Source organism: Streptomyces sp. NPDC015144 (assembly GCF_043079735.1).
Classification (GTDB): domain Bacteria; phylum Actinomycetota; class Actinomycetes; order Streptomycetales; family Streptomycetaceae; genus Streptomyces.
Window position 1 is genome coordinate 443,571 of record NZ_JBIBUU010000003.1, and the last position, 24,401, is coordinate 467,971.

20 protein-coding genes are annotated in these 24,401 nt (G+C 71.7%); 14 read left to right on the forward strand and 6 right to left on the reverse strand.

The window, feature by feature from the left end:
- Positions 1-85: 85 nt before the first annotated feature.
- Positions 86-448, forward strand: a complete 363-nt coding sequence (locus ACF08W_RS08640) for a cupin domain-containing protein (protein ID WP_352275012.1) — start codon at positions 86-88, stop codon at positions 446-448.
- A gap of 277 nt (positions 449-725) precedes the next feature.
- On the opposite strand, the gene ACF08W_RS08645 is transcribed toward ACF08W_RS08640, so the two are convergent.
- The 3 genes from ACF08W_RS08645 to ACF08W_RS08655 form a co-directional block, all read right to left on the reverse strand.
- Positions 726-2,033: an MFS transporter gene (locus tag ACF08W_RS08645; protein WP_392278868.1), complete on the reverse strand. Its 1,308-nt coding sequence runs from the start codon at positions 2,031-2,033 to the stop codon at positions 726-728.
- A 98-nt stretch (positions 2,034-2,131) separates the two neighbouring features.
- Positions 2,132-2,674, reverse strand: coding sequence for a methylated-DNA--[protein]-cysteine S-methyltransferase (locus ACF08W_RS08650; protein ID WP_385211443.1), 543 nt, complete (start codon positions 2,672-2,674; stop codon positions 2,132-2,134).
- A gap of 102 nt (positions 2,675-2,776) precedes the next feature.
- Entirely contained in the window at positions 2,777-3,667 is an 891-nt protein-coding gene (locus ACF08W_RS08655) for a glycerophosphodiester phosphodiesterase (protein ID WP_392278835.1), read from the reverse strand.
- 216 nt (positions 3,668-3,883) lie between these two features.
- On the opposite strand from ACF08W_RS08655, the gene ACF08W_RS08660 reads away from it, so the two are divergent.
- The 5 genes from ACF08W_RS08660 to ACF08W_RS08680 all read left to right on the forward strand — a co-directional run bounded on the left by ACF08W_RS08660 (position 3,884) and on the right by ACF08W_RS08680 (position 11,014).
- Complete coding sequence (locus tag ACF08W_RS08660) at positions 3,884-4,771, forward strand: MHYT domain-containing protein (RefSeq protein ID WP_352275015.1); 888 nt, start codon at positions 3,884-3,886, stop codon at positions 4,769-4,771.
- 63 nt (positions 4,772-4,834) lie between these two features.
- Positions 4,835-6,961 (forward strand): excinuclease ABC subunit UvrB, encoded by a 2,127-nt coding sequence (uvrB, locus tag ACF08W_RS08665; RefSeq protein ID WP_392278836.1) that lies wholly within the window; start codon positions 4,835-4,837, stop codon positions 6,959-6,961.
- Between the two features lie 143 nt (positions 6,962-7,104).
- The gene (locus ACF08W_RS08670) at positions 7,105-7,683 is read left to right on the forward strand and encodes a TerD family protein (RefSeq protein ID WP_385211451.1); all 579 of its coding nucleotides are present in this window, start codon (positions 7,105-7,107) and stop codon (positions 7,681-7,683) included.
- Positions 7,684-7,817: 134 nt separating this feature from the next.
- A complete protein-coding gene (locus ACF08W_RS08675; RefSeq protein ID WP_392278837.1) occupies positions 7,818-9,722 on the forward strand; it encodes a TerD family protein in 1,905 nt (634 codons plus the stop codon).
- A gap of 293 nt (positions 9,723-10,015) precedes the next feature.
- Positions 10,016-11,014, forward strand: coding sequence for a TerC family protein (locus ACF08W_RS08680; RefSeq protein ID WP_385211454.1), 999 nt, complete (start codon positions 10,016-10,018; stop codon positions 11,012-11,014).
- A gap of 64 nt (positions 11,015-11,078) precedes the next feature.
- On the opposite strand, the gene ACF08W_RS08685 is transcribed toward ACF08W_RS08680, so the two are convergent.
- Positions 11,079-11,735 carry an MBL fold metallo-hydrolase gene (locus tag ACF08W_RS08685; RefSeq protein ID WP_392278838.1) on the reverse strand — a complete coding sequence of 219 codons (657 nt, stop codon included), beginning with the start codon at positions 11,733-11,735 and terminating at the stop codon, positions 11,079-11,081.
- 10 nt (positions 11,736-11,745) lie between these two features.
- Positions 11,746-12,435, reverse strand: a complete 690-nt coding sequence (locus ACF08W_RS08690; protein ID WP_392278839.1) for a maleylpyruvate isomerase family mycothiol-dependent enzyme — start codon at positions 12,433-12,435, stop codon at positions 11,746-11,748.
- Positions 12,436-12,610: 175 nt separating this feature from the next.
- Between ACF08W_RS08690 and uvrA the strand changes: the two genes are divergently transcribed.
- Together uvrA and ACF08W_RS08700 are read left to right on the forward strand one after the other, a co-directional pair.
- Positions 12,611-15,583, forward strand: coding sequence for an excinuclease ABC subunit UvrA (gene uvrA, locus ACF08W_RS08695; RefSeq protein ID WP_392278840.1), 2,973 nt, complete (start codon positions 12,611-12,613; stop codon positions 15,581-15,583).
- Between the two features lie 298 nt (positions 15,584-15,881).
- On the forward strand, positions 15,882-16,310 hold the full coding sequence (locus tag ACF08W_RS08700) for a Rieske (2Fe-2S) protein (protein WP_352275023.1): 429 nt from the start codon (positions 15,882-15,884) through the stop codon (positions 16,308-16,310).
- Between the two features lie 48 nt (positions 16,311-16,358).
- Here the strand turns inward: ACF08W_RS08700 and ACF08W_RS08705 are convergent, their stop codons facing one another.
- Complete coding sequence (locus ACF08W_RS08705) at positions 16,359-17,285, reverse strand: hypothetical protein (RefSeq protein WP_352275024.1); 927 nt, start codon at positions 17,283-17,285, stop codon at positions 16,359-16,361.
- Positions 17,286-17,514: 229 nt separating this feature from the next.
- Between ACF08W_RS08705 and ACF08W_RS08710 the strand changes: the two genes are divergently transcribed.
- From ACF08W_RS08710 to whiA, 6 genes are all read left to right on the forward strand, one after another.
- On the forward strand, positions 17,515-18,132 hold the full coding sequence (locus tag ACF08W_RS08710; protein WP_392278841.1) for a papain-like cysteine protease family protein: 618 nt from the start codon (positions 17,515-17,517) through the stop codon (positions 18,130-18,132).
- A 4-nt stretch (positions 18,133-18,136) separates the two neighbouring features.
- Positions 18,137-19,045 carry a hypothetical protein gene (locus tag ACF08W_RS08715; RefSeq protein ID WP_392278842.1) on the forward strand — a complete coding sequence of 303 codons (909 nt, stop codon included), beginning with the start codon at positions 18,137-18,139 and terminating at the stop codon, positions 19,043-19,045.
- A 98-nt stretch (positions 19,046-19,143) separates the two neighbouring features.
- Positions 19,144-21,159, forward strand: coding sequence for an excinuclease ABC subunit UvrC (uvrC, locus tag ACF08W_RS08720; RefSeq protein ID WP_392278843.1), 2,016 nt, complete (start codon positions 19,144-19,146; stop codon positions 21,157-21,159).
- Positions 21,156-22,139 carry an RNase adapter RapZ gene (gene rapZ, locus ACF08W_RS08725; protein WP_352275028.1) on the forward strand — a complete coding sequence of 328 codons (984 nt, stop codon included), beginning with the start codon at positions 21,156-21,158 and terminating at the stop codon, positions 22,137-22,139. The genes uvrC and rapZ overlap by 4 nt, the downstream gene beginning before the upstream one ends.
- Positions 22,136-23,170: a uridine diphosphate-N-acetylglucosamine-binding protein YvcK gene (yvcK, locus tag ACF08W_RS08730; RefSeq protein ID WP_352275029.1), complete on the forward strand. Its 1,035-nt coding sequence runs from the start codon at positions 22,136-22,138 to the stop codon at positions 23,168-23,170. The genes rapZ and yvcK overlap by 4 nt, the downstream gene beginning before the upstream one ends.
- Positions 23,161-24,150, forward strand: coding sequence for a DNA-binding protein WhiA (gene whiA, locus ACF08W_RS08735; RefSeq protein ID WP_352275030.1), 990 nt, complete (start codon positions 23,161-23,163; stop codon positions 24,148-24,150). The genes yvcK and whiA overlap by 10 nt, the downstream gene beginning before the upstream one ends.
- Positions 24,151-24,401: the final 251 nt, after the last annotated feature.

Below are 24,401 nucleotides of genomic sequence, written 5' to 3' on the forward strand. Positions count from 1 at the left end.
GGCGCACAGCGGCTCGGAGACCGCCCGCCACCTGGGCATGGCCTGCTGCGGCGTGCCGCGAAGGCGGTCGCTAAGGTGACCGGCCATGAGCACTTCTGATCACTCTCCCGCCTCTTTCGTCGTGCATATCCCGGATGCCGCACTCGAACCGGAACCGCTCGACCCCGCCCAGATCGTCTCCGGTGAGCCCGTGGTGACCGGCAAGGTGCTCTGGGAGTCGCCCGACGGCAAGCAGCTGCGCGGTATCTGGCAGATCACCCCCGGCGTGGTCACCGACACCGAGGCCAACGAGCTCTTCGTGGTCGTCAGCGGCCGGGCGACCGTGGCCGTCGAGGGCGGCGCGACGCTGGAGATCGGTCCGGGCGACGCCTGCGTGCTGCGCGAGGGCGACCGCACGACCTGGACGGTGCACGAGACGCTCCGCAAGGCGTACCACATCAGCCTCTGAAGCCACTCCGGCCGCAGGATCCGCCCGGCCTCCGGAGTCTCCGGCCGCAGAAGCCGTCCTTGCTTCCGGAGTTCCTGGCCGCAGGATCCGCCCGGCTTCCGAAGCCCTTTCGGCCTCTGGGGCCACTCCGGCCGCAGGAGGCGTCCCTGTCTCGAAGCCGCCCCGGCCGCTGATGAAGCGGAATCGCTGTGCCGGAACCGCTGGATCCGGGGCGCTGCGCCGGAACCGGCGAACCCGGGACGCCGGATCTGGAACCGCTCCTTCCGTGAGGGCGGTTTCAGTCCCGGGGCGGTGCCGAGGGGGCGAGTGCCCGGCGCAGTGCCAGTGCCGCCATGGGCAGCAGCAGGCACGCCCCGATCGCGTTCAGCCAGCCGTAACCCGCCCGGGCGACGACGACCCCGGCGACGGCTCCGCCGACCCCCGCCGCCGTGTTCATGGTCAGGTCCGACAGACCCTGCACGGCGGCGCGCGCGGCCTGCGGTACGGAGTCGGTGAGCAGCGCCGAACCGCCGACCAGCCCCGCCGACCAGCCGAGACCGAGCGTGAAGAGACCGGCCGCCGTCTGCCCGTGGCTGCCGCTCGCGGTACCGGCCAGCAGCGTGGCGCAGGCCAGCAGCGCGGCCGCCAGGCCGATCACGGCGAGCCGTCCGAAACGGTCCGACAACCAGCCCATGACCGGGGAGAACGCGTACATCCCCAGGATGTGACTGCTGATGACCAGGCCGATCAGCTGGAGCCCGGCGCCGTGATGGCCCAGTTCGACCGGGGTCATCACCATGATCGAGACCATCGCGGTGTGCGAGACGGCCACCGTCGTCAGCGCCAGTCGCGCCATAGGCGAGGCGCGGACCGCCGCGATCCCGGCGCGCAGCGAACGCCCGGCCGCGGACGCCTCGTCCTGCGGCGCCAGCCCCCGTGCCGTGAGCAGCGGGTCCGGCCGCAGCAACGCCCCGACGACCATGGCGGACATCAGGAAGATCCCGGCCGCGAAGACGAACGGGCCGGCCTGCTCGGACACCGGGCCGCCGCGGAAGAACCGGCCCACCGGGGCGGCGATGTTCGGCCCGAGGACGGAGCCGATCGTGGTGGCCCAGATGACCGTGGAGATCGCCCGGCCGCGCCGCTCCGGCTCGGCCAGGTCCGCCGCGGCGAACCGGGCCTGGAGGTTGGCGGAGGAACCCGCGCCGAACGCGGCCATACCGAGCAGCAGCAGCGGGAAACTCTCCACGAGCGTCGACAGCACCACGAGCCCCGCGCCCAGGGCACCGATGAGATAGGCCAGGACGAGCCCGGGGCGCCGCCCGCGGGCGGTCATCAGCGCGGCCAGCGGCAGCGAGAGCAGCGCCGTCCCGGCCACCGAAGCCGTCGGACCCAGCCCGGACAGCTCCTCCGAACCGCCCACCTCCGTGGCCAGCACCGGGGCCAGGGCGATGCCTATGGGCACGCCGAGGCCGCCGAGTATCTGGCTGGCTATGAGCACCGCCGACGTCCTGCGCCGCAGGGCGGGCAGTTCGGCCGCCGGGACCGGAGCGGGTGGAGCGGCCGGGGCGCCGGACCTGGCGGGGGCCTCGGATGCGTCGAACATGTTGGTCACCGGCGCAGTGTGCCAGCCGGTGCGGACGCGCGGAAGCGGGCGTATGCGCAGCTCGCGTCCGGGGACGGCCGGCTGTTCCGACGGCCGGGTCAGAACAGCGGCCGCGGCAGCACGCCCTCCAGCGCCAGCAACTGCCGCTTGGTCTCCAGCCCGCCGCCGAAGCCGCCGAGTCCGCCGTCGCTCTCCACCACCCGGTGGCACGGCACCACCACCGGCAGCGGATTGGACGCCATCGCCACTCCGACCGCCTGCGCAGCCCCCGGCTGCCCCACCCGCCGGGCGAGCTCCCCGTACCCGACGACCGTCCCGTACGGCACCCCCGTCGCCAGCTCGCGGAGCACCTGACGGTTGAATCCCGAGGTCAGCGACCAGTCCAGGGCGAGCGAGAACTCCCGCGGCGCACCCGCGAAGTACGCCGCGAGCTGACGTATCGGCTCCGCGAGCCGGGCGGAGCCGGGCCGCTCCACCGGCTCCGCGCCGAACCGGTCCCGCAGCCGGCCCACCGCCGCCTCCCGCACCTCGGGGCGGGCGTGGAAGACCACGCTCACCAGCCCCGTCCCCGTCGCGGCGAGCAGCAGCGGGCCGATGTCGCTCCCGACGACGGCCCACTCGACGACCCCGTTGCTGTCCATGGCACCACCGTACGGCCGCCCACTGACAACGGGAGCGGGGCCCGGGAGACGCTCCCCGTACGGACGCTCCCGGAGGCTGCCCCGCCCTCCCCGCCCGCCGGGTCAGCGCGTGGCGTCGCGCACCACGTCGGGGTTGTTGGTGATGATCCCGTCCACGCCCAGGCCGGCCAGCTTCGTGGCGGTCGCGGCGTCGTTGACCGTCCAGGTGTTGACCTGGAGCTTCTTGCCGTGCGCGCCCTTCAGCGCGTGCACCGCCGCCACGTAGTCGGCCGAGACCGAGGGGTGGGAGGGGTTGATCTGGTCGGTGAACGCCGCGTACGACGGCAGGTCGGCCACCGCGGGGGTGCCGAGGAAGCCCGTCGTCACGTCCGGACGCAGCTGGTGCACCTTCTTCACACTGTCCGCGCCGAAGCTCTGGACGACGAGCCGGTTCTTCACGTGGGCACGGTCGAGCCACCCGTTCTGGCGCAGGACCCGCAGGGTCTCCTTCTCGATGCCCGGGTAGAGCTCGGGGCTCTTGATCTCCAGGAGGAGCTTCTGCCGGTTGCGCTCGACCCGCTTCAGGTACTGCTTGAGCGTGGGCACCTTGGTCCCGGCGAACTGCGGGCCGAACCAGCTGCCCGCGTCCAGCTTCGCGATCTCCTTCGCCGTGAAGTCCTTGACCCCCCACGACGCGCGGCCCGGGAAGACCTCTTCCACGTCGGTGGTCCGCCTCAGGTCGGTGTCGTGCATGACCACCAGCACACCGTCCTTGGTGAACTGGACGTCGTTCTCCACCCAGTCGAAGCCGAGGGCGCGGGCCTTGTCGATCGCGGGCAGCGTGTTCTCCGGCGCGTACGCCGAGGCACCCCGGTGGGCGATGACGACGGGCGAGGACCGCTTCGCGTCCGCGGGACCGCTCGCGGCCAGGGCCTCGGTGCCGGACATCAGGACGGCGCCGCCGCCGACCACGGCGGCGGCGACGAGAGCGGCGGTTGCGGTACGTGCGTACACGTGTACTCCTTGCGTCGAAAGGTGCGAACGGGCCGAGAGTGGCACCCGCGTACCAACGGGGAACAGGCGAAGGATGGCCACAGCGTGAACGCAGTCGCCGACACCGGGTAACGGACCGGAAGCGCACTAGCTAAAATGCAGCTCTTCTGTTTGTTTGCCGGGACTCGCGCCTTAGGGTCTCCCCGAACCCCGGGCTTCCGCGAAGGGCGTACGAGCATGCAGGGCACGATCGACGGATTCAGCTACGGAGCGGTCACGCCCGTGGCGGCATTCCTCATGGCCTGCCTCGGCGCGGCCCTCGGCCTGCGCTGCACCAACCGCTCACTGCGCACCGAACGCTCCTTCAAGGCCGGCTGGCTGGCGCTCGGCGCCACGTCCATCGGTTCCGGCATCTGGACCATGCACTTCATCGCGATGACGGGTTTCTCCGTCGAGGGTGTGACCATCGGCTACGACAAGGCGGTCACCTTCGCCAGCCTCGCGGTCGCCATCGGCATGGTCGGCGTCGGCATCTTCGTGGTCGGCTACCGGGGCGCCACCACGATGGCCCTGGTGACGGGCGGCACCATCACCGGACTCGGCATCGCCACCATGCACTACCTGGGCATGGCCGGAATACGCCTCGACGGGCAGCTGGAGTACGACACGCTCACCGTGGTGCTCTCCGTCGTGATCGCGGTGGTGGCCGCCACCACCGCGCTCTGGGCCGCCGTATCCGTCAACGGTTTCCTGCCCAGTCTCGGCGCCAGCGTGGTCATGGGCGTCGCGGTGAGCGGCATGCACTACACCGGCATGGCCGCGCTCAGCGTCCACCTGCACCCCGGCGCGATCCCCGAGGCCGGAGTGGCCGGAACGGTGAACGCCCCGCTGGTGCCGTTGCTGATCGGGCCCGGCTGCTTCCTCGTCCTGGCCGCGGTCGTCGTCATGTTCGACCCGCTGATGGTGATGGGCACCCCGGACTGGAACGACCCCGCGGCCGCCGACGGCGCCCGGCGGATCGCCGGGATCCCGGCCCAGCGACGGGCCCCGAGCTTCGGCACGTACGCCGATCCGGCCTCCTTCCACTCCCGGCGGAGCGACCCCGCACCCCCCGGGGAGTGGTGACACCGGGCCCGCTCCTTCGGCCGGTCCGGCCCGGTTGTCAGTGGCGGGTCGTACGGTGGTCACATGCGGCCCGTTTCGAAGATCGAACGTTCGATGGCGCCTTTCGAGGTCGTCAGTCCCTACCAGCCCAGCGGTGACCAGCCCGCGGCCATCGCCGAGCTGGAGCGGCGCATCCGCGCGGGTGAGAAGGACGTCGTACTGCTCGGCGCGACCGGCACCGGCAAGTCCGCGACCACCGCGTGGATGATCGAGAAGCTGCAGCGCCCCACGCTCGTGATGGCGCCGAACAAGACGCTCGCCGCCCAGCTCGCCAACGAGTTCCGCGAGCTGCTCCCCAACAACGCCGTCGAGTACTTCGTCTCGTACTACGACTACTACCAGCCCGAGGCGTACGTCCCCCAGTCGGACACCTACATCGAGAAGGACTCCTCGATCAACGAGGAGGTCGAGCGGCTGCGCCACTCCGCGACGAATTCGCTGCTCACCCGGCGCGACGTCGTCGTGGTCGCCTCCGTCTCCTGCATCTACGGCCTCGGCACGCCCCAGGAGTACGTGGACCGCATGGTCCAGCTCAAGGTCGGCGACGAGATCGACCGCGACCAGCTGCTCCGCCGCTTCGTCGAGATCCAGTACACCCGCAACGATCTCGCGTTCACCCGGGGGACCTTCCGGGTCCGCGGCGACACCATCGAGATCTTCCCGGTCTACGAGGAGCTCGCCGTCCGCATCGAGATGTTCGGCGACGAGATCGAGGCGCTCTCCACCCTCCATCCGCTCACCGGCGAGGTGATCAGCGAGGACCGGTCCCTCCACGTCTTCCCCGCCAGCCACTACGTCGCCGGTCCCGAGCGCATGGAGAAGGCGGTCAACGGCATCGAGCAGGAGCTGGAGCAGCGCCTCGCCGAGCTGGAGAAGCAGGGCAAGATGCTGGAGGCCCAGCGGCTGCGGATGCGCACCACGTACGACATCGAGATGCTCCGCCAGATCGGCACCTGCTCCGGCGTCGAGAACTACTCGATGCACTTCGACGGCCGCTCGCCCGGCACCGCCCCCCACACCCTCCTCGACTACTTCCCCGAGGACTTCCTGCTCGTCCTCGACGAGTCGCACGTCACCGTGCCGCAGATCGGCGCCATGTACGAGGGCGACGCCTCTCGCAAGCGCACCCTCGTCGACCACGGCTTCCGGCTCCCCTCCGCCCTGGACAACCGCCCGCTGAAGTGGGAGGAGTTCCTGACCCGGATCGACCAGACGGTCTATCTCTCCGCCACCCCGGGGACGTACGAGCTGTCCCGGGGCGACGGCTTCGTGGAGCAGATCATCCGCCCCACCGGCCTCGTCGACCCCGAAGTGGTCGTCAAGCCCACCGAGGGCCAGATCGACGACCTGGTGCACGAGATCCGCACCCGCGCCGAGAAGGACGAGCGCGTCCTGGTCACCACCCTCACCAAGAAGATGGCCGAGGACCTCACCGACTACTTCCAGGAACTCGGCATCCAGGTCCGCTACCTGCACAGCGACGTCGACACGCTGCGCCGCATCGAGCTGCTGCGCGAGCTGCGCTCCGGCGAGTACGACGTACTGGTCGGCATCAACCTCCTGCGTGAGGGCCTCGACCTGCCCGAGGTGTCGCTCGTCGCCATCCTCGACGCGGACAAGCAGGGCTTCCTGCGTTCGGGTACGTCCCTGATCCAGACCATCGGCCGCGCCGCCCGCAACGTCTCCGGGCAGGTCCACATGTACGCCGACACCATCACCCCGGCGATGGCGCAGGCCATCGACGAGACCAACCGCCGCCGCGAGAAGCAGATCGCCTACAACACCGAGCGCGGTATCGACCCGCAGCCGCTGCGGAAGAAGATCAACGACATCGTCGCGACCATCGCCCGCGAGGAGGTCGACACGGAGCAGCTGCTCGACAGCGGCTACCGCCGCACCAAGGACGCCAAGGGGACCAAGGCCCCGGTTCCGTCGCTGGGCGCCAAGCGGGCCGGAGCCGGGCGGGCCAAGGGCGAAGCGGCGGTCACGGACCGGCCCGCCACCGAACTCGCCGGGATCATCGAGGAGATGACGGACCGGATGCGCGCGGCTGCCGCGGACCTCCAGTTCGAGGTGGCGGCACGGCTGCGCGACGAGGTCGGGGAGCTGAAGAAGGAGCTGCGCCAGATGCGTGAGGCGGGCCTCGCCTGAGCCCGCCCCGCCGGGAAAGCCCCGGTGTGTTGCAGGACCGACACAATACGGCCCGACGCGCGCGTGCCACCGGCGCGACTGCGTAGGGTTTCTGAGAAACCGCGCACGGACGGTTGCGGGGAAATGCGGAGAGGGGACAGCGCGTGACGGTCAATATGACCAAGGGGCAGGCCATCAGTCTGCAGAAGAGCGACGGGGGAACCCTGACCGCGGTACGGATGGGGCTCGGCTGGCAGGCAGCGCCGCGCCGGGGCCTGTTCGGCTCGCGTACCCGGGAGATCGACCTCGACGCGTCGGCGGTGCTCTTCGCCGACAAGCAGCCGGTCGACGTGGTCTTCTTCCGCCACCTGGTCAGTGACGACGGCTCGGTCACCCACACCGGGGACAACCTGGTCGGCGGCGCCGGCTCCGGCGGCGACGACGAGGCGATCCTGGTCGACCTCCAGCGGGTTCCGGTCCACATCGACCAGATCGTCTTCACGGTGAACTCCTTCACCGGCCAGACGTTCCAGGAGGTGCAGAACGCCTTCTGCCGCATCGTCGACGAGACGAACGGCCAGGAGCTCGCCCGCTACACCCTGGACGGCGGCGGGCAGTACACCGCCCAGATCATGGCCAAGGTGCACCGCGTGGGCAACGGCTGGCAGATGACCGCCCTCGGCAACCCGGCCAACGGCCGCACCTTCCAGGACCTGATGCCGGCGATCCTGCCGCACCTGTAGCCAGGACCCGGCCCGAGCCGGTACACATCAGTACCCGCAGCTCCCGGAGGCATCGGCCACCGGGAGCTGCGGCACATCGCGCGCCCCGCGGCGGGGCGCGCCGCAGAGCAGCGCATCGTCGAGGGGACAGGGCAATGACGGCCGAGCTGGTCCGGGGGCAGAACCACGCACTGCCCCAGACCCGACTGGAGATCCGGGTAGCGGCCGGCACGCCGGTGGTGGCCGGCGCCACGCTCGGCGACGAGAACGGCACCGTACGCGGCACCGAATGGATCGCGCACCCGGGATCGCCCCAGCTCCCCGGGCTCGAAGTCTCCAAGCAGGCCGCCGCCGACCACCGGCTCGCCGTGGACCTCGACGCCCTGCCCGCCACGGTGCACCGGGTCACCGTGCTGCTGGCCCTGCCGACCGGGGGAGGTGGCCCGCTGCGATTCGGTGCCGTCGCCGCCCCCTTCGTCGCCGTCACGGGTCTCGACGGCGCCGAGATCGCCACTTTCACCCTCACCGGCCTGGACAGCGAGTCCGCGGTGGCCGCCCTGGAGCTCTACCGCCGCCAGGGAGCCTGGAAGGTGCGCGCCGTCGGCCAGGGCTACGCCGGCGGCCTCGAAGCCATGCTCGCCGACCAGGGCCTGCCCGGCGCCGCCGCGCTGGCGCGCTCCATCCAGGAGGCGGTCGGGCGGGCGATGGCCCGCTCGGTCGCCCCGCCCCCGCCGCGCACCCCGGACACCGGCCGCACCACCCCGGGCACCGGCCCCGTACCGGCCCAGGGCGGCCCCCGGCCGGCCGAGCCGCTCACGGAGCCCGCCGCCCCGCCCGGCGCCACGATCAACTACGCGCATCCGCGCCGCCAGACCTCCGCGCCCCCGCCGCCGCCCCCCGCCGCGCCGCCCGCGGAACCGGGCCGCCCCGCCCGGCCCGTCGCCGGTGACGCGACCGGCTGGTCCATGGACGAGCGCCTCTACAACCAGATCTGGGGCATGTTCGAGGACCTGGCCCGCACCACCGCCGCGTACCGCAGCGCCGTCGACTTCGCCGAGTCCCGCATGGAGAAGGAGCTGGACAACGCCCTGTCCGACCCGCGCAGCCGGATCGGCGGCGCGGGCGACCGGGCCCGGGCCGAGGCCCGCGCCAAGCACGACGAGCTGACCGCCCGCGCCCGCGAGGCCCTCGACCGCGACCTCGCCCAGCTCGCCGCCGAGTCCGATGTGGTGGAACCCGCCCTGCCCGCCGCGTTCGCCCGCTGGGACAACCCCGTCTGGCACGCCTACCGGGTCCCGATGGAGATCCCCATGGCGCTGCGCCTCGGCGACCTCCACCTCCCCGAGAAGCCCGACCTGACCATTCCGCTGCTGGTCCGGCTGCCGCTGGAGCGCGGGCTCTGGATCGACAGCGGCCGTACGTCGTCCGAGGCCGCCGCCCTGCTCGACGGCGACCGGCTGCGCGGCCTCGCGATGGAGAGCGCCGTCCTCCTCGCGGCCCGGCTGCTGGCCGTCTACCCGGCCGACGAGTTCTCCGTCCATGTCATCGACCCGGCGGGTACGGCGGCCGGGGCGCTCGCGCCGCTGGTGCGGTCCGGGGCGCTCGCGACACCGCCCGCCCCGGGGGCCGGAGGCGTGTCCTCGGTCCTGGCCCATCTCACCCGCCGCGTCGACCTGGTGCAGATGGCGGTCCGGGCCCGGGCCGCCGACTCGCTGCCGCCGGACGTGGACCCGGCCGAGCAGCTGCTGATCGTCAACGACTTCCCGCACGGTTTCGACGACCGGGCCGTCACCCAGTTGCGCTACCTCGCCGACGAGGGCCCGTCGGTCGGCGTCCACCTGATGATGGTCGCCGACCGGGAGGACGCCGCCGGGTACGGGCCGGTGCTCGACCCGTTGTGGCGTTCGCTGCTGCGGATCACGCCGGTCCCCGACGACCATCTGGCCGACCCCTGGGTGGGCCACGCCTGGACGTACGAGCCGCCGCGCGTCCCGCCGGGCAGCCGGGTCCTGGAACAGGTGCTCGCCCAGGTCGCCGCGGCCCGGCACACCCGGCGCTGAGCGGTCGCCCCCGGCCCGGTGCGGGCCCGGGGCGACCGCGTATCGCGTCTCCCCCATCCCTTCTGACCTGCGCTTTTGATGGGGCATTGCCTTTCTCTTTACCTTTTCTTGGTTATTCCTGTACTGTTCCTTGAACGGAGGGGAGTACTCCCGTACGCGACGTTCCCGTCAGTACGGACCGTGACCGGTCCCGGGGCGTCGGCCCGTGGTGCGCAGCCCGTGCACCCGGGTGGAGGAGACCTCCGGCAGCGACGACGCTGAATCAGTAGCCGTAGCGAACTGCCGGAGGCGCAGTGGACGTTTCATGGACCGTCTGGGTGCTGACCATTCTTGGTCTGTCCGCCCTGATCGCCGTCGACTTCTTCATCGGGCGCAAGCCCCATGACGTGACGACCAAGGAAGCCGGAATCTGGACAGTCGTCTGGATCGCACTGGCCGCCCTCTTCGGGCTCGGTCTGCTGCTCTTCGGCGAGAGCCAGGCGTCGGGCGAGTTCTTCGCGGGGTTCATCACCGAGAAGTCGCTCAGTGTCGACAACCTTTTCGTCTTCGTCCTGATCATGGCGAAGTTCTCGGTGCCCTCGCACCTCCAGCAGCGGGTGCTGCTGGTCGGTGTGCTGATCGCGCTGGTACTGAGAGCGATCTTCATCGCGGCCGGTGCCGCCGTGATCGCCAACTTCTCCTGGGTCTTCTACATCTTCGGCGCGTTCCTGGTGTACACCGCCTGGAAGCTCGTCCAGGAGGCGCGGGCCGGTGCGGAAGAGGAGGAGTTCGAGGAGAACCGCCTGCTCAAGAGCATTGAGCGGCGCTTCGGGGTGGCCGACCGCTACCACGGCACCAAGCTCTTCATCCGGAACAACGGCAAGCGCGTCCTGACCCCGCTGATGGTCGTCATGCTCGCCATCGGCACCACCGACGTGCTGTTCGCCCTGGACTCCATCCCCGCCATCTTCGGCCTGACCCAGGACCCGTACATCGTCTTCACCGCCAACGCCTTCGCGCTGATGGGGCTGCGGCAGCTGTACTTCCTGATCGGCGGGCTGCTGAAGAAGCTGGTCCACCTGAGCTACGGGCTGTCGGTGATCCTCGGCTTCATCGGGGTGAAGCTGGTGCTGCACGCCCTGCACGAGTCCGGGGTCGACGTCCCCGAGATATCCATCCCGGTGTCGCTCGGCGTCATCTGCGGCGTGCTGGTCATCACCACGGTCACCAGTCTCCTCGCCGGCCGGAAGCAGGCCCGCGAGGAAGCCGCCGCGGAGGACACCGCCGACAAGGGCACGGGTGTGGGCGCCTGACCGTCGCGCGACGGCGCCGGGCCCGCTCCACCGAAGAGGTGGGCGGGCCCGGCGCCGTCGCGCGTCACCAGCCCCGGGCGCGCCACTCGGACAGCTGCGGGCGCTCGTCGCCGAGCGTGGTGTCGTGGCCGTGACCGGGGTAGACCCAGGTCTCGTCGGGCAGCTGGTCGAAGAGCTTGGTCTCCACGTCGTGGAGCAGGCTCGCGAAGGCCTCGGGGTCCTTGTGCGTGTTGCCGACCCCGCCGGGGAAGAGGCAGTCGCCGGTGAACACGTGCGGGGCGCCGTGCGGGTCGTCGTAGACCAGGGCGATGGAGCCCGGGGTGTGGCCGACGAGATGGCGCACGGTCAGGGCGACCCGGCCCACCCGGACGGTGTCCAGGTCGTCCACGAGCACATCGGTCGTGACGGGGATGCCCTCCGCGTCGTGACGCCCGGCGACGGTGCGTGCCCCGGTGGCCGCGACGACCTCGGCGAGCGCCTGCCAGTGGTCGCCGTGCCGGTGGGTGGTGACGACGGACGCGATGCCGTCGTCACCGATCAGCCGGAGCAGCGTCCCGGCCTCGGCCGCCGCGTCGATCAGCAGCTGCTCGCCGGTGGCCCGGCAGCGCAGCAGGTACGCGTTGTTGTTCATCGGGCCGACGGCGACCTTGGAGATCATCAGATCCGTCAGCTCGTGCACATCCGCGCGCCCGCCGACCTTGACCGCTCCGCTGTACGTCATGGGCCTCAGCCTATAGCGGGGGAAGGGCCGGGAGGGGGCCTCCCTCGACCTTCAGGGCGGCCCCGTCGCGGCGGCCGCTGAGCCAGCCGAGAAGTTCGGGAGCGGTGCCGCGGACCGTGACCGGGCCGCCCTCCGCACCGCCGCCGGTGGTCCGGACCGGGCCCCGGTCGTCGGCAAGGCGCGTGGCGACGACATCCGGGTGCCCGTCGAACCGCTCGGCGAGGAACTCGATCTCCCGCGCGACGAACTCCTCCGGCAGGTCCTCCAGCTCGTAGCCGATCCCCAGGTCGACATGGTGCAGCTCCACCTCGACGAGGCGGCGGAAGGGGAGCCGGGAGGCCGAGTCGGTCACTCCGTTGCGCAGGGTGACCGTGCGCGACCAGTCGGCCGGGGCCGCGGCGGCGGAGTCGAGACGGGCGGCGCTCCCGGACAGGTCGGCCCGCTGCTCGGCCGGCGGCCGGGGCGCGTCGCGCTCGATGTCGCGGTCGCGGGTTTCGCCGTCCGCGTACATGGGCCGGCCCTGGAGAACATTTACGAGCGCGTCGGCGTTACGGGAGAGGTGTGCGAGGACATGCCCCCTGCTCCAGCCGGGCAGTCGGGACGGCGCGGCGAGTGCCGCGGCATCCAGTTCCGCGGTGGCGCTGAGCAGCCGATCAGTGGCTTCACGTACGGAGACCAGGTCGTGCGCATGATCAATCATGCGGCCGAGCCTAGTCCGACCACTCGTTCGGGTGAAGGAGGCCGGAGCCGTCCGTAAATCGAATGTGCGTGCTATACGCTCGGGGTTGAAAGCTTCGTACATCGCTGTGGCGCCCCCCATACCCTGGGACAGGGGCTCAGTTCCCCCATTTCTCTCCAGAAAGGTGCGGACCGGCGTGGCCGACCGTCTCATCGTCCGTGGCGCGCGCGAGCACAACCTCAAGAACGTCTCGCTCGACCTTCCCCGTGACTCGCTGATCGTCTTCACCGGGCTCTCGGGTTCGGGCAAGTCGTCCCTTGCGTTCGACACGATCTTCGCCGAGGGCCAGCGGCGCTACGTGGAGTCCCTCTCCTCGTACGCCCGCCAGTTCCTCGGCCAGATGGACAAGCCGGACGTCGACTTCATCGAGGGTCTCTCGCCCGCCGTCTCCATCGACCAGAAGTCGACCTCGCGCAACCCGCGCTCGACGGTCGGCACCATCACCGAGGTCTACGACTACCTCCGGCTGCTCTTCGCCCGGATCGGCAAGCCGCACTGCCCGGAGTGCCGCCGTCCGATCTCGCGCCAGTCGCCGCAGGCCATCGTCGACAAGGTGCTCGCGCTGCCCGAGGGCAGCCGCTTCCAGGTGCTCTCGCCGCTGGTGCGCGAGCGCAAGGGCGAGTTCGTCGATCTCTTCGCCGATCTCCAGACCAAGGGATACAGCCGCGCCCGGGTCGACGGCGCGACCGTGCAGCTCTCCGAGCCGCCCAAGCTGAAGAAGCAGGAGAAGCACACCATCGAGGTGGTCATCGACCGCCTCACGGTGAAGGAGAGCGCCAAGCGGCGGCTGACCGACTCGGTCGAGACCGCGCTCGGACTCTCCGGCGGCATGGTCGTGCTCGACTTCGTCGACCTCCCCGAGGACGACCCCGAGCGCGAGCGGATGTACTCGGAGCACCTCTACTGCCCGTACGACGACCTCTCCTTCGAGGAGCTCGAACCGCGCTCCTTCTCCTTCAACTCGCCCTTCGGCGCCTGCCCCGACTGCACGGGCATCGGTACGCGGATGGAGGTCGACCCGGAGCTGATCGTCCCCGATCCGGAGAAGTCGCTCGACGAGGGCGCCATCCACCCCTGGTCGCACGGCCACACCAAGGAGTACTTCGGCCGCCAGATCGGCGCGCTCGCCGACGCCCTCGGGTTCCGTACCGACATCCCCTGGGCCGGACTGCCGCAGCGGGCGAAGAAGGCGCTGCTCCACGGTCACAAGATCCAGACCGAGGTCCGCTACCGCAACCGGTACGGGCGGGAGCGCGCGTACACCACCCCGGCCTTCGAGGGGGCGGTGCAGTTCGTCAAGCGCCGCCACTCCGACGCGGAGAGCGACTCCAGCCGGGAGCGCTTCGAGGGGTACATGCGCGAGGTGCCCTGCCCGACCTGTGAGGGCACCCGGCTCAAGCCGATCGTCCTGGCGGTGACGGTGATGGAGAAGTCCATCGCCGAGGTCTCCGCGATGTCGATCAGCGAGTGCGCCGACTTCCTCGGCCGGATGAAGCTCAACGCCCGCGACAAGAAGATCGCCGAGCGGGTGCTGAAGGAGGTCAACGAGCGGCTGAGGTTCCTGGTCGACGTCGGCCTGGACTACCTCTCGCTCAACCGCGCCGCCGGCACCCTCTCCGGCGGCGAGGCCCAGCGCATCCGGCTGGCCACCCAGATCGGCTCCGGTCTGGTCGGTGTGCTGTACGTGCTGGACGAGCCGTCCATCGGTCTGCACCAGCGGGACAACCACCGACTGATCGAGACCCTGGTCCGGCTCCGCGACATGGGCAACACGCTCATCGTCGTGGAGCACGACGAGGACACGATCAAGGTCGCCGACTGGGTCGTCGACATCGGCCCCGGCGCCGGTGAGCACGGCGGCAAGGTGGTCCACTCCGGATCGCTCAAGGAGCTGCTGGCCAACGACGACTCGATCACCGGCCAGTACCTGAACGGCACGAGGTCCATCCCGACGCCCGACATCCGCCGCCCGGTGGACCCGGAGCGCCTGCTCACGGTGCACGGCGCCCGGGAGAACAACCTCCGGGACATCGACGTCTCCTTCCCGCTCGGCGTGCTCACCGCCGTCACCGGCGTCTCGGGCTCCGGGAAGTCGACGCTGGTCAACGACATCCTGTACACCCACCTCGCCCGGGAGCTGAACGGCGCCAAGTCGGTCCCCGGCCGGCACACCCGGGTCGACGGCGACGACCTGGTCGACAAGGTGGTCCACGTCGACCAGTCGCCCATCGGCCGCACGCCCCGGTCCAACCCCGCCACGTACACCGGTGTCTTCGACCACGTCCGCAAGCTCTTCGCGGAGACGATGGAGGCGAAGGTGCGCGGCTATCTGCCGGGCCGCTTCTCCTTCAACGTCAAGGGCGGCCGCTGCGAGAACTGCTCCGGCGACGGCACGATCAAGATCGAGATGAACTTCCTGCCGGACGTGTACGTCCCGTGCGAGGTCTGCCACGGGGCGCGCTACAACCGGGAGACCCTGGAGGTCCACTACAAGGGCAAGTCCATCGCCGAGGTGCTGGACATGCCGATCGAGGAGGGCCTGGAGTTCTTCGAGGCCGTCCCCACGATCGCCCGCCACCTGCGCACGCTCAACGAGGTGGGGCTCGGTTACGTACGGCTCGGCCAGTCCGCGCCGACGCTCTCCGGCGGTGAGGCGCAGCGCGTGAAGCTCGCCAGCGAGCTGCAGAAGCGCTCCACCGGCCGCACCGTCTACGTCCTGGACGAGCCGACCACCGGTCTGCACTTCGAGGACATCAGCAAGCTCATCAAGGTGCTCTCCGGCCTGGTCGACAAGGGCAACTCGGTGATCGTCATCGAGCACAACCTCGATGTCATCAAGACCGCGGACTGGGTCATCGACATGGGACCCGAAGGCGGCAGCGGCGGCGGCATGGTCGTCGCCGAGGGCTCGCCGGAGCAGGTCGCCGGGGTCCCGGCCAGCCACACCGGGAAGTTCCTCCAGGACATCCTGGACCCGGACCGGGTGAGCGAGGCCGCCGTGCCCACGGCCCGCAAGGCCGCGCGGAAGACGGCCAGGAAGACGGCGGCGAAGCCCGCCACCGCCAAGAAGGCCGCGGCGAGGAAGACGACCCGCGCGCGGAAGGCGTGACGAGCGGAGACATCCGCTTTGCAAGAACAGTGCTCAGGGATACCGGGCCGGGCCCTCCGCTCCGGTATCCCTGAGCGCGGTGGCGGTGGTCCCTGCTGGTCCGGGGCCATCGCCGCGTCGCTGACCAGGGGCGATCGGGTGGGGAGCGGCCCGGCCGCAGGGGAGTCGGTCTCCGCCGGTATCGTCGGTTCCGTCACCGATGGCACCGATGGCCCGAGCCGTCCGCGGTACTCCTGCGTACCCGCGCGGCGCGGCCGCGTCCGGCGCCCATCCGCCCCTCCTGACCACTGGAGACCGCATGCCCGGCCAGCCCGCCGCCCGCCGAACCGTGCTGAAGGGTGCCGCTCTCGCCGGCGCCGCCGGGCTGGGAGTGGCCGCCTGCTCGACCGAGTCGAAGCTCGGCCACGCCGAGACGCCGACGCCCACCGCCCCCGTCGAGCTCGGCCCGCCGGACGCGATCGCGGTCGGCGAGTCCAAGCTCTACCGCAACGAGCGGGTCATCGTGAGCTGCCCGGCCAAGGGCCAGTACAAGGCGTTCAGCGCCCAGTGCACCCATGCGGGCTGCCTGCTCGACAAGGTCGAGGACAACGTCGGGACGTGCCCCTGCCACGGCAGCCACTTCGACACCACGACCGGCAAGGCCATGCGCGGCCCGGCGACCGCGCCGCTGCCCGCCGTCCCGGTCAGGGTCGAGGGCGGAAAGCTGGTCGCGGGCCCCGAGGCCTGACCCCGCCCGAAGGCGGCTCCGGTACCGGGAACGGGGCTCGGGACCGGATCACTCCCAGTCCCAGTCGATGCCGACCAGACCGGGCCGTACCCCCTGTTCGACCAGGTGGACGGTCCGGTGCCGGCCGGCCAGCGTGAGATCCGTACGCCCGCCGCGCGGGGCCCCCGCCGAGACCTGGGCGAAGCGTCGGCAGCGTACGGGCAGCGCGGCCTCGTCGAAGGCCACCTGGAGCACGTACTGCCCGCCGCCGAAGCTGAACCCCCGCACGTACTCGCGGGACGGGCCTCCCGTGCCGTCGTGGAAGCCGTAGCCGAAGAGATGGGTGTCGCCCGCCCGCAGCCGGACGTCGAAGAGCAGCTCGGCGACGAGCACCCCCGTCGCGCGGTCCCAGCGGACCCGTCCGGTCCGGCAGTTCTCCCGGGCCGTCACCCGCACCCGTGCCGGATCGCAGCCAGGATCGCCCCGGTGGACGGCGAGATAGCGGTCGATGTCGTCCCGGTGGGCCCGCACCACGTGCTGCGACTCGCGCTGCCGCAGCTCCCGGCCCGGACCGATCCGCACCCGCTCGTGGTGCCCCACCGTGTGCAGCCCGCCGTCCACCGGTGAACCCAGATGGCCGAGCAGCCGCTCCACCGCGCCGGACGACTCCAGCAGGGAACGGTAGGAACGCGCCGCCGGGCGGTCGGCGTCCGGCCGGGAATCCCCGGTGCCCAGCAACCGGAGCAGCGAGTTCTCCGGCAGTTGCAGCACCTCCTCCAGCGCCTTCACGGCCCTCAGCGATTCGGCGCGCTGCGGCCGCCGGGCCCCCTGCTGCCAGTAACTCAGGCTGGTCACACCGACTTTGACCCCGCGGTGCGCGAGATGGTGCTGGACCCGCTGGAGCGGCAGCCCGCGCACCGACAGCGCGGTGCGCAGCGCCAGATGGAACGGGCCGGTGTGCAGCACCTGCGCCAGCTCGGCCTCGGTGTGCTGCATGGGGACCTCCAGGTGAACGTTCACGGTGCGGTGCCCGGGGGACCGCACCGGAAGGGTGGTGCCGCAGGTGGCCGGGGGAGGGCCGTTCACGTACCCGCCACGCCGTTCACACCGCGATGTTCCCCCGCATTGAAGCGTGTTGACCCGCCTCCGACAACGGTCGATGCTCCTCGCACAGCGTCCGGACGCGCTCCTTTCGATCCCACACCCCCGCCTCGGGAGGAACGCCATGCGCAACCGAATACGAGTCCGAAGGGGACGGTTCCTGGCGGCGACCGCACTGGCCGCCGCACTCCTCGCCGTACCGACGACGACCGCCACCGCCGCCCCGGCGCCCGCCGCCCCCACCCAGGCGAGCCCGCTCGCCGCCACCCAGCGGCTGAACATCACCATGCAGGCCCAGCAGAAGAGCAACTGGTGCTGGGCGGCGTCCGGCAACACCATCGCCACCTGGTTCGGCCGGAACTACTCGCAGAACCAGTTCTGCAACGCCGCCTTCGGCCGGGCCCAGGGCTACGAGTGCCCCAACTCCCAGGCCACACTCGGCAACGTCCAGGACGGCCTGTCCTGGGTCGGGGTCAACCCCGGCTCCTACGTCACCGGCTGGCTCCGCTACCCCACCGTCCAGGCCGAGATCGCCGCCGGGCGCCCCGTGGAGACCCGCATCCAGTGGTCGTCCGGCGGCGGCCACATGCACGTCCTGTACGGGTACGACGACTCCGGCAGCTGGGTCTACTGGGGCGACCCCTGGCCCTCCAGCAACCGTTACAACTGGGCCTCGCACGCCTGGTACGTGAACAACAGCGAGTTCTCCTGGACCCACTCCCTCTACCGGATCGGAGCGTGACGCGATGAAGCACGAGGCCACCCGCGCCGCGCACCCCGCCCGGCCCGCACGCCCCTCGCACACCACCCGGTCCGCCGTCGCCGCCCTGGCCGCCACCGGGGCACTGGCGGGCTGCGCGCTGCTCACCGTCGCGGCCCCCGGAGCGGCCGCCGCCACCGGCCCGACCGCCGGACCGGCCGCCCTGGCCGCCGCCCGGGAGGCGGCCGCCGAGCCCGCCACCCTGGACACCCTGGCCCGGTTCTTCGCCCGGGAGGGCGCGGTCAGCAGGTCGGCCGCGGCGCCCCGGATCGAGGGCGCCACCGTCCCGGTGCGCACCCTCGACCCGGACTTCGTGGCCGGGAAGCCGGGGGCGCCGGTCGCCCGGCTCGACTACCTCGCCACCACCGCCGTCTCCTCGGACGGCCAGAAGGCGTCCCTGTGGTCCCTTCCGAAGGAGGGGACGGACGGCACCTGGCAGGTGGTGAACATCGCCACCGGCGACGACGAGGCCCGTTACACCGCCGCCGGCGCCCGGAAACTGCCCGGCGGGACGGTCTTCCACGAGCCCCAGGTGGACGCCTGGTACGTCCAGAAGGGCACGCGGGTGCTCCCGCTGGACCAGGACGCCGTCCGGGCGGTCGGCCCCCGGGGCACCACGCTCGCCGCCTACCGCGCCCGGGTGCACGCCGCCTACGGGGACAAGCTCCCCGGCTCCGGATACGCCCGGTCGGGCAGGGCGGGCGGCTACGCCCCGTCCACCGCCCCCGCACCCGGCACCGACGCCGGCCGACGGACGGCGGCCGCGGGCGCGTTCTCCGGCCCGGCGGTGAGCGTCGCCTCGGCCGCCGCCGGAGCCGGTGCCCTGCTCGCCCTCGCCCTCACCGGCCGGGCCGTCCTGCGCGGACGGCGGCGGACCGGCCCGGCGGGCGGCTGACCCCGGGCCCCGGGGCGCGCTCCCACGTTCCGCGCCCCGGGGCCCGGCACCGCTTCCGGTCGGCCGTGCTGTCGGTGCCCGCCAGTAGGGTGGGAGGCATGGCAGACCCCTCCAGCTACCGCCCCAAGCCGGGTCAGATCCCCGACTCCCCGGGGGTCTACAGATTCCGCGACGAGCACCGCCGGGTGATCTACGTCGGCAAGGCCAAGAACCTCCGCCAGCGCCTCGCCAACTACTTCCAGGACCTGGCCTCGCTCCACCCGCGCACGCGCACCATGGTGACCACGGCCGCCTCGGTGGAGTGGACGGTCGTCTCCACCGAGGTCGAGGCCCTCCAGCTGGAGTACTCCTGGATCAAGGAGTACGACCCCCGGTTCAACGTCAAGTACCGCGACGACAAGAGCTACCCCTACCTCGCGGTCACGCTCAACGAGGAGTTCCCGCGCGTCCAGGTCATGCGCGGGGCCAAGAAGAAGGGCGTCCGCTACTTCGGCCCGTACGGACACGCCTGGGCGATCCGCGAGACGGTCGACCTGATGCTGCGGGTCTTCCCGGTGCGCACCTGCTCCGCCGGCGTCTTCAAGAACGCCGCCCGGACCGGCCGCCCCTGCCTCCTCGGCTACATCGGCAAGTGCTCGGCCCCCTGCGTCGGCCGCGTCACCCCCGAGGAACACCGCGCCCTGGCCGAGGAGTTCTGCGACTTCATGGCCGGCCGCACCGGCTCGTACATCCGCCGCCTGGAGAAGGAGATGATGGCGGCCGCCGAGGAGATGGAGTACGAGCGGGCGGCCCGGCTCCGCGACGACGTGGAGGCGCTCAGGCGGGCCATGGAGAAGAGCGCCGTCGTCCTCGCCGACGCCACCGACGCCGACCTGATCGCACTCGCCGAGGACGAGCTCGAAGCCGCCGTCCAGATCTTCCACGTGCGCGGCGGCCGGGTCCGCGGCCAGCGCGGCTGGGTCACCGACCGGGTCGAGAACGTCGGCACCCAGGGCCTGGTCGAGCACGCCCTGCAGCAGCTCTACGGGGAGGAGACCGGCGACGCCGTGCCCAAGGAGGTCCTCGTCCCGGCCCTCCCGGAGGACCCGGACGCGGTCTCCCAGTGGCTCGCGGACCGCCGCGGCTCCCAGGTCAGCCTGCGCGTCCCGCAGCGCGGCGACAAGAAGGACCTCATGGCGACGGTCCAGCGCAACGCCCAGCAGGCCCTGGTGCTGCACAAGACCAGGCGCGCCTCCGACCTCACCACCCGCTCGCGCGCCCTGGAGGAGATCGCCGAGGCGCTCGGCCTCGACACCGCCCCGCTGCGCATCGAGTGCTACGACATCTCCCACCTCCAGGGCGACGACGTGGTCGCCTCCATGGTCGTCTTCGAGGACGGCCTCGCCCGCAAGAGCGAGTACCGCCGCTTCCAGATCAAGGGCTTCGAGGGCCAGGACGACGTCCGGTCGATGCACGAGGTGATCGGCCGACGCTTCCGCAGGTACCTCCAGGACAAGGAGCGCGACGGCGAGTGGGAGCAGGCCCCCGAGTCCACCCCCGTACCGCCGGATTCCGCCCCGGCCGGCACCGAGCCGCGTGAGGACGACGGGCGGCCCAAGCGCTTCGCCTACCCGCCCCAGCTCGTCGTGGTCGACGGGGGGCAGCCCCAGGTCGCCGCGGCCCGGCGCGCCCTCGACGAGCTCGGCATCGACGACATCGCCGTCTGCGGCCTCGCCAAGCGCCTCGAAGAGGTCTGGCTGCCCGATGACGACGACCCCGTCGTCCTGCCCCGCTCCAGCGAGGGCCTCTACCTCCTCCAGCGCGTCCGTGACGAGGCCCACCGCTTCGCGATCACGTATCAGCGCGCCAAACGGGCCAAACGGATCCGTTCCAGCCCCCTGGACGCGATCTCCGGCCTCGGCGAAACCCGGAAACAGGCGTTGATCAAGCATTTCGGCTCCGTGAAGAAGCTGAAGCAGGCGACAATCGACGAGATCTGCGAGGTTCCGGGGATAGGCCGCAGGACGGCGGAATCAGTGGCCGTCGCCCTCGCCTCGACCGCCCCGGCCACGCCCGCCGTGAACACGGCGACAGGAGAGATCATTGAAGAGGACGACGGGGGCAGCACGCCATGACCGAGCGTGAGCGCGACACCGCACACGAGCAAGCAGTCGAGCACGACGGCACCGACCGAACAGACGGAGCACCACACGTGAGTACGGGCACCACGATCGAGACCGGCGACGGGAATGCGGCCATTCCCGAGCTGGTGATCATCTCGGGGATGTCGGGCGCCGGCCGCAGCACCGCGGCCAAATGCCTGGAGGACCTCGGCTGGTTCGTCGTCGACAACCTGCCGCCCGCCCTGATCCCCACCATGGTCGAGCTCGGCGCCCGCTCGCAGGGCAACGTGGCCCGGATCGCCGTCGTCGTCGACGTCCGCGGCCGCCGCTTCTTCGACAACCTCCGCGAGTCCCTCGCCGACCTGGACACCAAGCACGTCACCCGGCGCATCGTCTTCCTGGAGTCCTCCGACGACGCCCTGGTCCGCCGCTTCGAATCGGTCCGCCGCCCGCACCCCCTCCAGGGCGACGGCCGGATCGTCGACGGCATCGCCGCCGAGCGCGACCTGCTGCGCGAGCTGCGCGGCGACGCCGACCTGGTGATCGACACCTCCAGCCTCAACGTCCACGAGCTGCGCGCCAAGATGGACGCCCAGTTCGCCGGCGACGAGGAGCCGGAGCTGCGCGCCACGGTGATGTCCTTCGGCTTCAAGTACGGGCTGCCGGTCGACGCCGACCTGGTGGTCGACTGCCGCTTCCTGCCCAACCCGCACTGGGTCCCCGAGCTGCGCCCCTTCACCGGCCTCAACGAGGAGGTCTCCGCCTACGTCTTCGACCAGCCGGGCGCCAAGGAGTTCCTCAACCAGTACACCGAGCTGCTCCAGCTCATCGCCGCCGGATACCGCCGCGAGGGCAAGCGCTACGTGACCATCGCGGTCGGCTGCACGGGCGGCAAGCACCGCTCGGTCGCCATGTCCGAGAAGCTGGCGGCCCGGCTCGCCACCGAAGGCATCGAGACCGTCCTCGTCCACCGGGACATGGGGCGCGAGTGACCAGCCGCAATCTGCGCCTGCGGCGGCTGCGCAGAGCCACCTCCGCGCTGTCCGGCCGCAAGCGCGGCGCCCAGCCCAAGGTCGTCGCCCTCGGCGGCGGCCACGGGCTGTCCGCCTCCCTCGCCGCGCTCCGGCGGATCACCGGCGACCTCACCGCGGTGGTGACCGTCGCCGACGACGGCGGCTCCAGCGGCCGCCTCCGCGAGGAGCTGGGCGTCCTGCCCCCGGGCGACCTGCGCAAGGCGCTGGCCGCCCTCTGCGGCGACGACGACTGGGGCCAGACCTGGTCCCGGGTCATCCAGCACCGCTTCCAGTCCCGGGGCGACCTGCACGAGCACGCCGTCGGCAACCTGCTGATCGTCGCCCTGTGGGAGCAGCTCGGCGACCCCGTCCAGGCACTCGACCTGGTCGGCAGGCTGCTCGGCGCGCACGGCCGGGTGCTGCCGATGTCCGCCGTGCCGCTGGAGCTCCAGGCGCTGGTCCGCGGGCACGACCCGGCCCGCCCCGACGACGTGGACACCGTGCGCGGCCAGGCCACCGTGGCGCTCACCCCCGGCGAGGTGCAGTCCGTCCACGTCGTCCCGCACGCCCCGCCCGCCGTCCCCGAGGCGGTCGAGGCGGTCCTCGACGCCGACTGGGTGGTGCTCGGCCCGGGGTCCTGGTTCTCCTCGGTCATCCCGCACCTGCTCGTCCCCGAACTGCTCGACGCGCTCGTCGAGACCAAGGCCCGCAGGGTCCTCTCGCTCAACCTCGCTCCGCAACCGGGTGAAACTGATGGCTTCTCCCCGCAGCGTCATTTGGAGGTTTTGGGACGACACGCCCCTAAACTCGCCCTGGACGTGGTGCTGGCCGACGAAGCCGCCGTGCCCGACCGTGAGTCCCTCGCCGATGCCGCCAAGCGGCTCGGCGCCGCGGTCGAGCTGGCGCCGGTGGCCTCACCCGACGGCGTTCCGATTCATGATCCGGAGCTGTTGGCCGCCGCGTACGACCGTATTTTTCGGATGCATGGAAGGATCGGCCCATGGCGATGACGCAGGCGGTGAAGAGCGAAATCTCTCGGCTTCCTGTCACCCGGACGTGCTGCAGGAAGGCAGAGGTCTCGGCGATTCTTCGGTTCGCGGGCGGGCTGCACCTGGTGAGCGGTCGGATCGTGATCGAGGCGGAGCTGGACACCTCGATGGCGGCACGGCGGCTCAAACGGGACATCCTGGAGATCTTCGGGCACAGCTCGGAGCTGATCGTGATGGCCCCCGGCGGGCTGCGCCGCAGCTCCCGCTACGTCGTACGCGTCGTGGCGGGCGGCGACCAGCTGGCCCGGCAGACCGGGCTGGTGGACGGCCGGGGCCGCCCCATCCGCGGGCTGCCCCCGCAGGTGGTCTCGGGGGCGACCTGCGACGCCGAGGCCGCCTGGCGCGGGGCCTTCCTCGCCCACGGCTCGCTCACCGAGCCGGGCCGCTCCTCCTCCCTGGAGGTGACCTGCCCCGGCCCGGAGGCCGCGCTCGCCCTGGTCGGCGCCGCCCGGCGGCTCTCCATCGCGGCCAAGGCCCGCGAGGTGCGCGGGGTGGACCGCGTGGTGGTCCGGGACGGGGACGCGATCGGCGCCCTGCTCACCCGGCTCGGCGCCCATGACTCGGTGCTGGCCTGGGAGGAGCGGCGGATGCGCCGCGAGGTCCGCGCCACCGCCAACCGCCTGGCCAACTTCGACGACGCCAACCTGCGCCGCTCCGCGCGGGCCGCGGTCGCCGCCGGCGCCCGGGTCGGCCGCGCCCTGGAGATCCTCGGCGAGGAGGTGCCCGAGCACCTCGCGGCGGCGGGCCGGCTGCGCATGGAGCACAAGCAGGCGTCCCTGGAGGAGCTGGGCGCGCTCGCCGACCCGCCGCTGACCAAGGACGCGGTCGCCGGACGGATCCGCCGCCTGCTGGCGATGGCCGACAAGCGGGCCCAGGACCTGGGTATCCCGGGCACCGAATCCACCCTCAGCGAGGAGCTCGCGGACGGCCTGGTGAGCTGATCCGGAAGGGGGTCCCGACCGGCCCCGCGCCGGTCGCACGGGCACCCCACAGAAGCTGACTTTGCGTAATCACCGCTGCGTGCGCGGATGGACGGCGAAGGTCCGTACTCCTACCGAGGAGTACGGACCTTCGCCGTTCCGACGGCCCCGTTCGATGTCACCCCGGGGGCCCCGGAGAGGTAGGGTCGGAGGCGGTCGGGGACATCTCATACAACTCGCCGGGGTGAGAATCCCGCGTATTCAACGAGGAG

Bases quoted from the DNA above. Each gene is read 5' to 3' on its own strand.
- ACF08W_RS08640 (WP_352275012.1), top strand. From the start codon at position 86: ATGAGCACTTCTGATCACTCTCCCGCCTCTTTCGTCGTGCATATCCCG.
- ACF08W_RS08645 (WP_392278868.1), bottom strand. From the start codon at position 2,033: ATGTTCGACGCATCCGAGGCCCCCGCCAGGTCCGGCGCCCCGGCCGCT.
- ACF08W_RS08650 (WP_385211443.1), bottom strand. From the start codon at position 2,674: ATGGACAGCAACGGGGTCGTCGAGTGGGCCGTCGTCGGGAGCGACATC.
- ACF08W_RS08660 (WP_352275015.1), top strand. From the start codon at position 3,884: ATGCAGGGCACGATCGACGGATTCAGCTACGGAGCGGTCACGCCCGTG.
- uvrB (WP_392278836.1), top strand. From the start codon at position 4,835: ATGCGGCCCGTTTCGAAGATCGAACGTTCGATGGCGCCTTTCGAGGTC.
- ACF08W_RS08675 (WP_392278837.1), top strand. From the start codon at position 7,818: ATGACGGCCGAGCTGGTCCGGGGGCAGAACCACGCACTGCCCCAGACC.
- ACF08W_RS08685 (WP_392278838.1), bottom strand. From the start codon at position 11,735: ATGACGTACAGCGGAGCGGTCAAGGTCGGCGGGCGCGCGGATGTGCAC.
- ACF08W_RS08690 (WP_392278839.1), bottom strand. From the start codon at position 12,435: ATGATTGATCATGCGCACGACCTGGTCTCCGTACGTGAAGCCACTGAT.
- ACF08W_RS08700 (WP_352275023.1), top strand. From the start codon at position 15,882: ATGCCCGGCCAGCCCGCCGCCCGCCGAACCGTGCTGAAGGGTGCCGCT.
- ACF08W_RS08705 (WP_352275024.1), bottom strand. From the start codon at position 17,285: ATGCAGCACACCGAGGCCGAGCTGGCGCAGGTGCTGCACACCGGCCCG.
- ACF08W_RS08710 (WP_392278841.1), top strand. From the start codon at position 17,515: ATGCGCAACCGAATACGAGTCCGAAGGGGACGGTTCCTGGCGGCGACC.
- ACF08W_RS08715 (WP_392278842.1), top strand. From the start codon at position 18,137: ATGAAGCACGAGGCCACCCGCGCCGCGCACCCCGCCCGGCCCGCACGC.
- uvrC (WP_392278843.1), top strand. From the start codon at position 19,144: ATGGCAGACCCCTCCAGCTACCGCCCCAAGCCGGGTCAGATCCCCGAC.
- rapZ (WP_352275028.1), top strand. From the start codon at position 21,156: ATGACCGAGCGTGAGCGCGACACCGCACACGAGCAAGCAGTCGAGCAC.
- whiA (WP_352275030.1), top strand. From the start codon at position 23,161: ATGGCGATGACGCAGGCGGTGAAGAGCGAAATCTCTCGGCTTCCTGTC.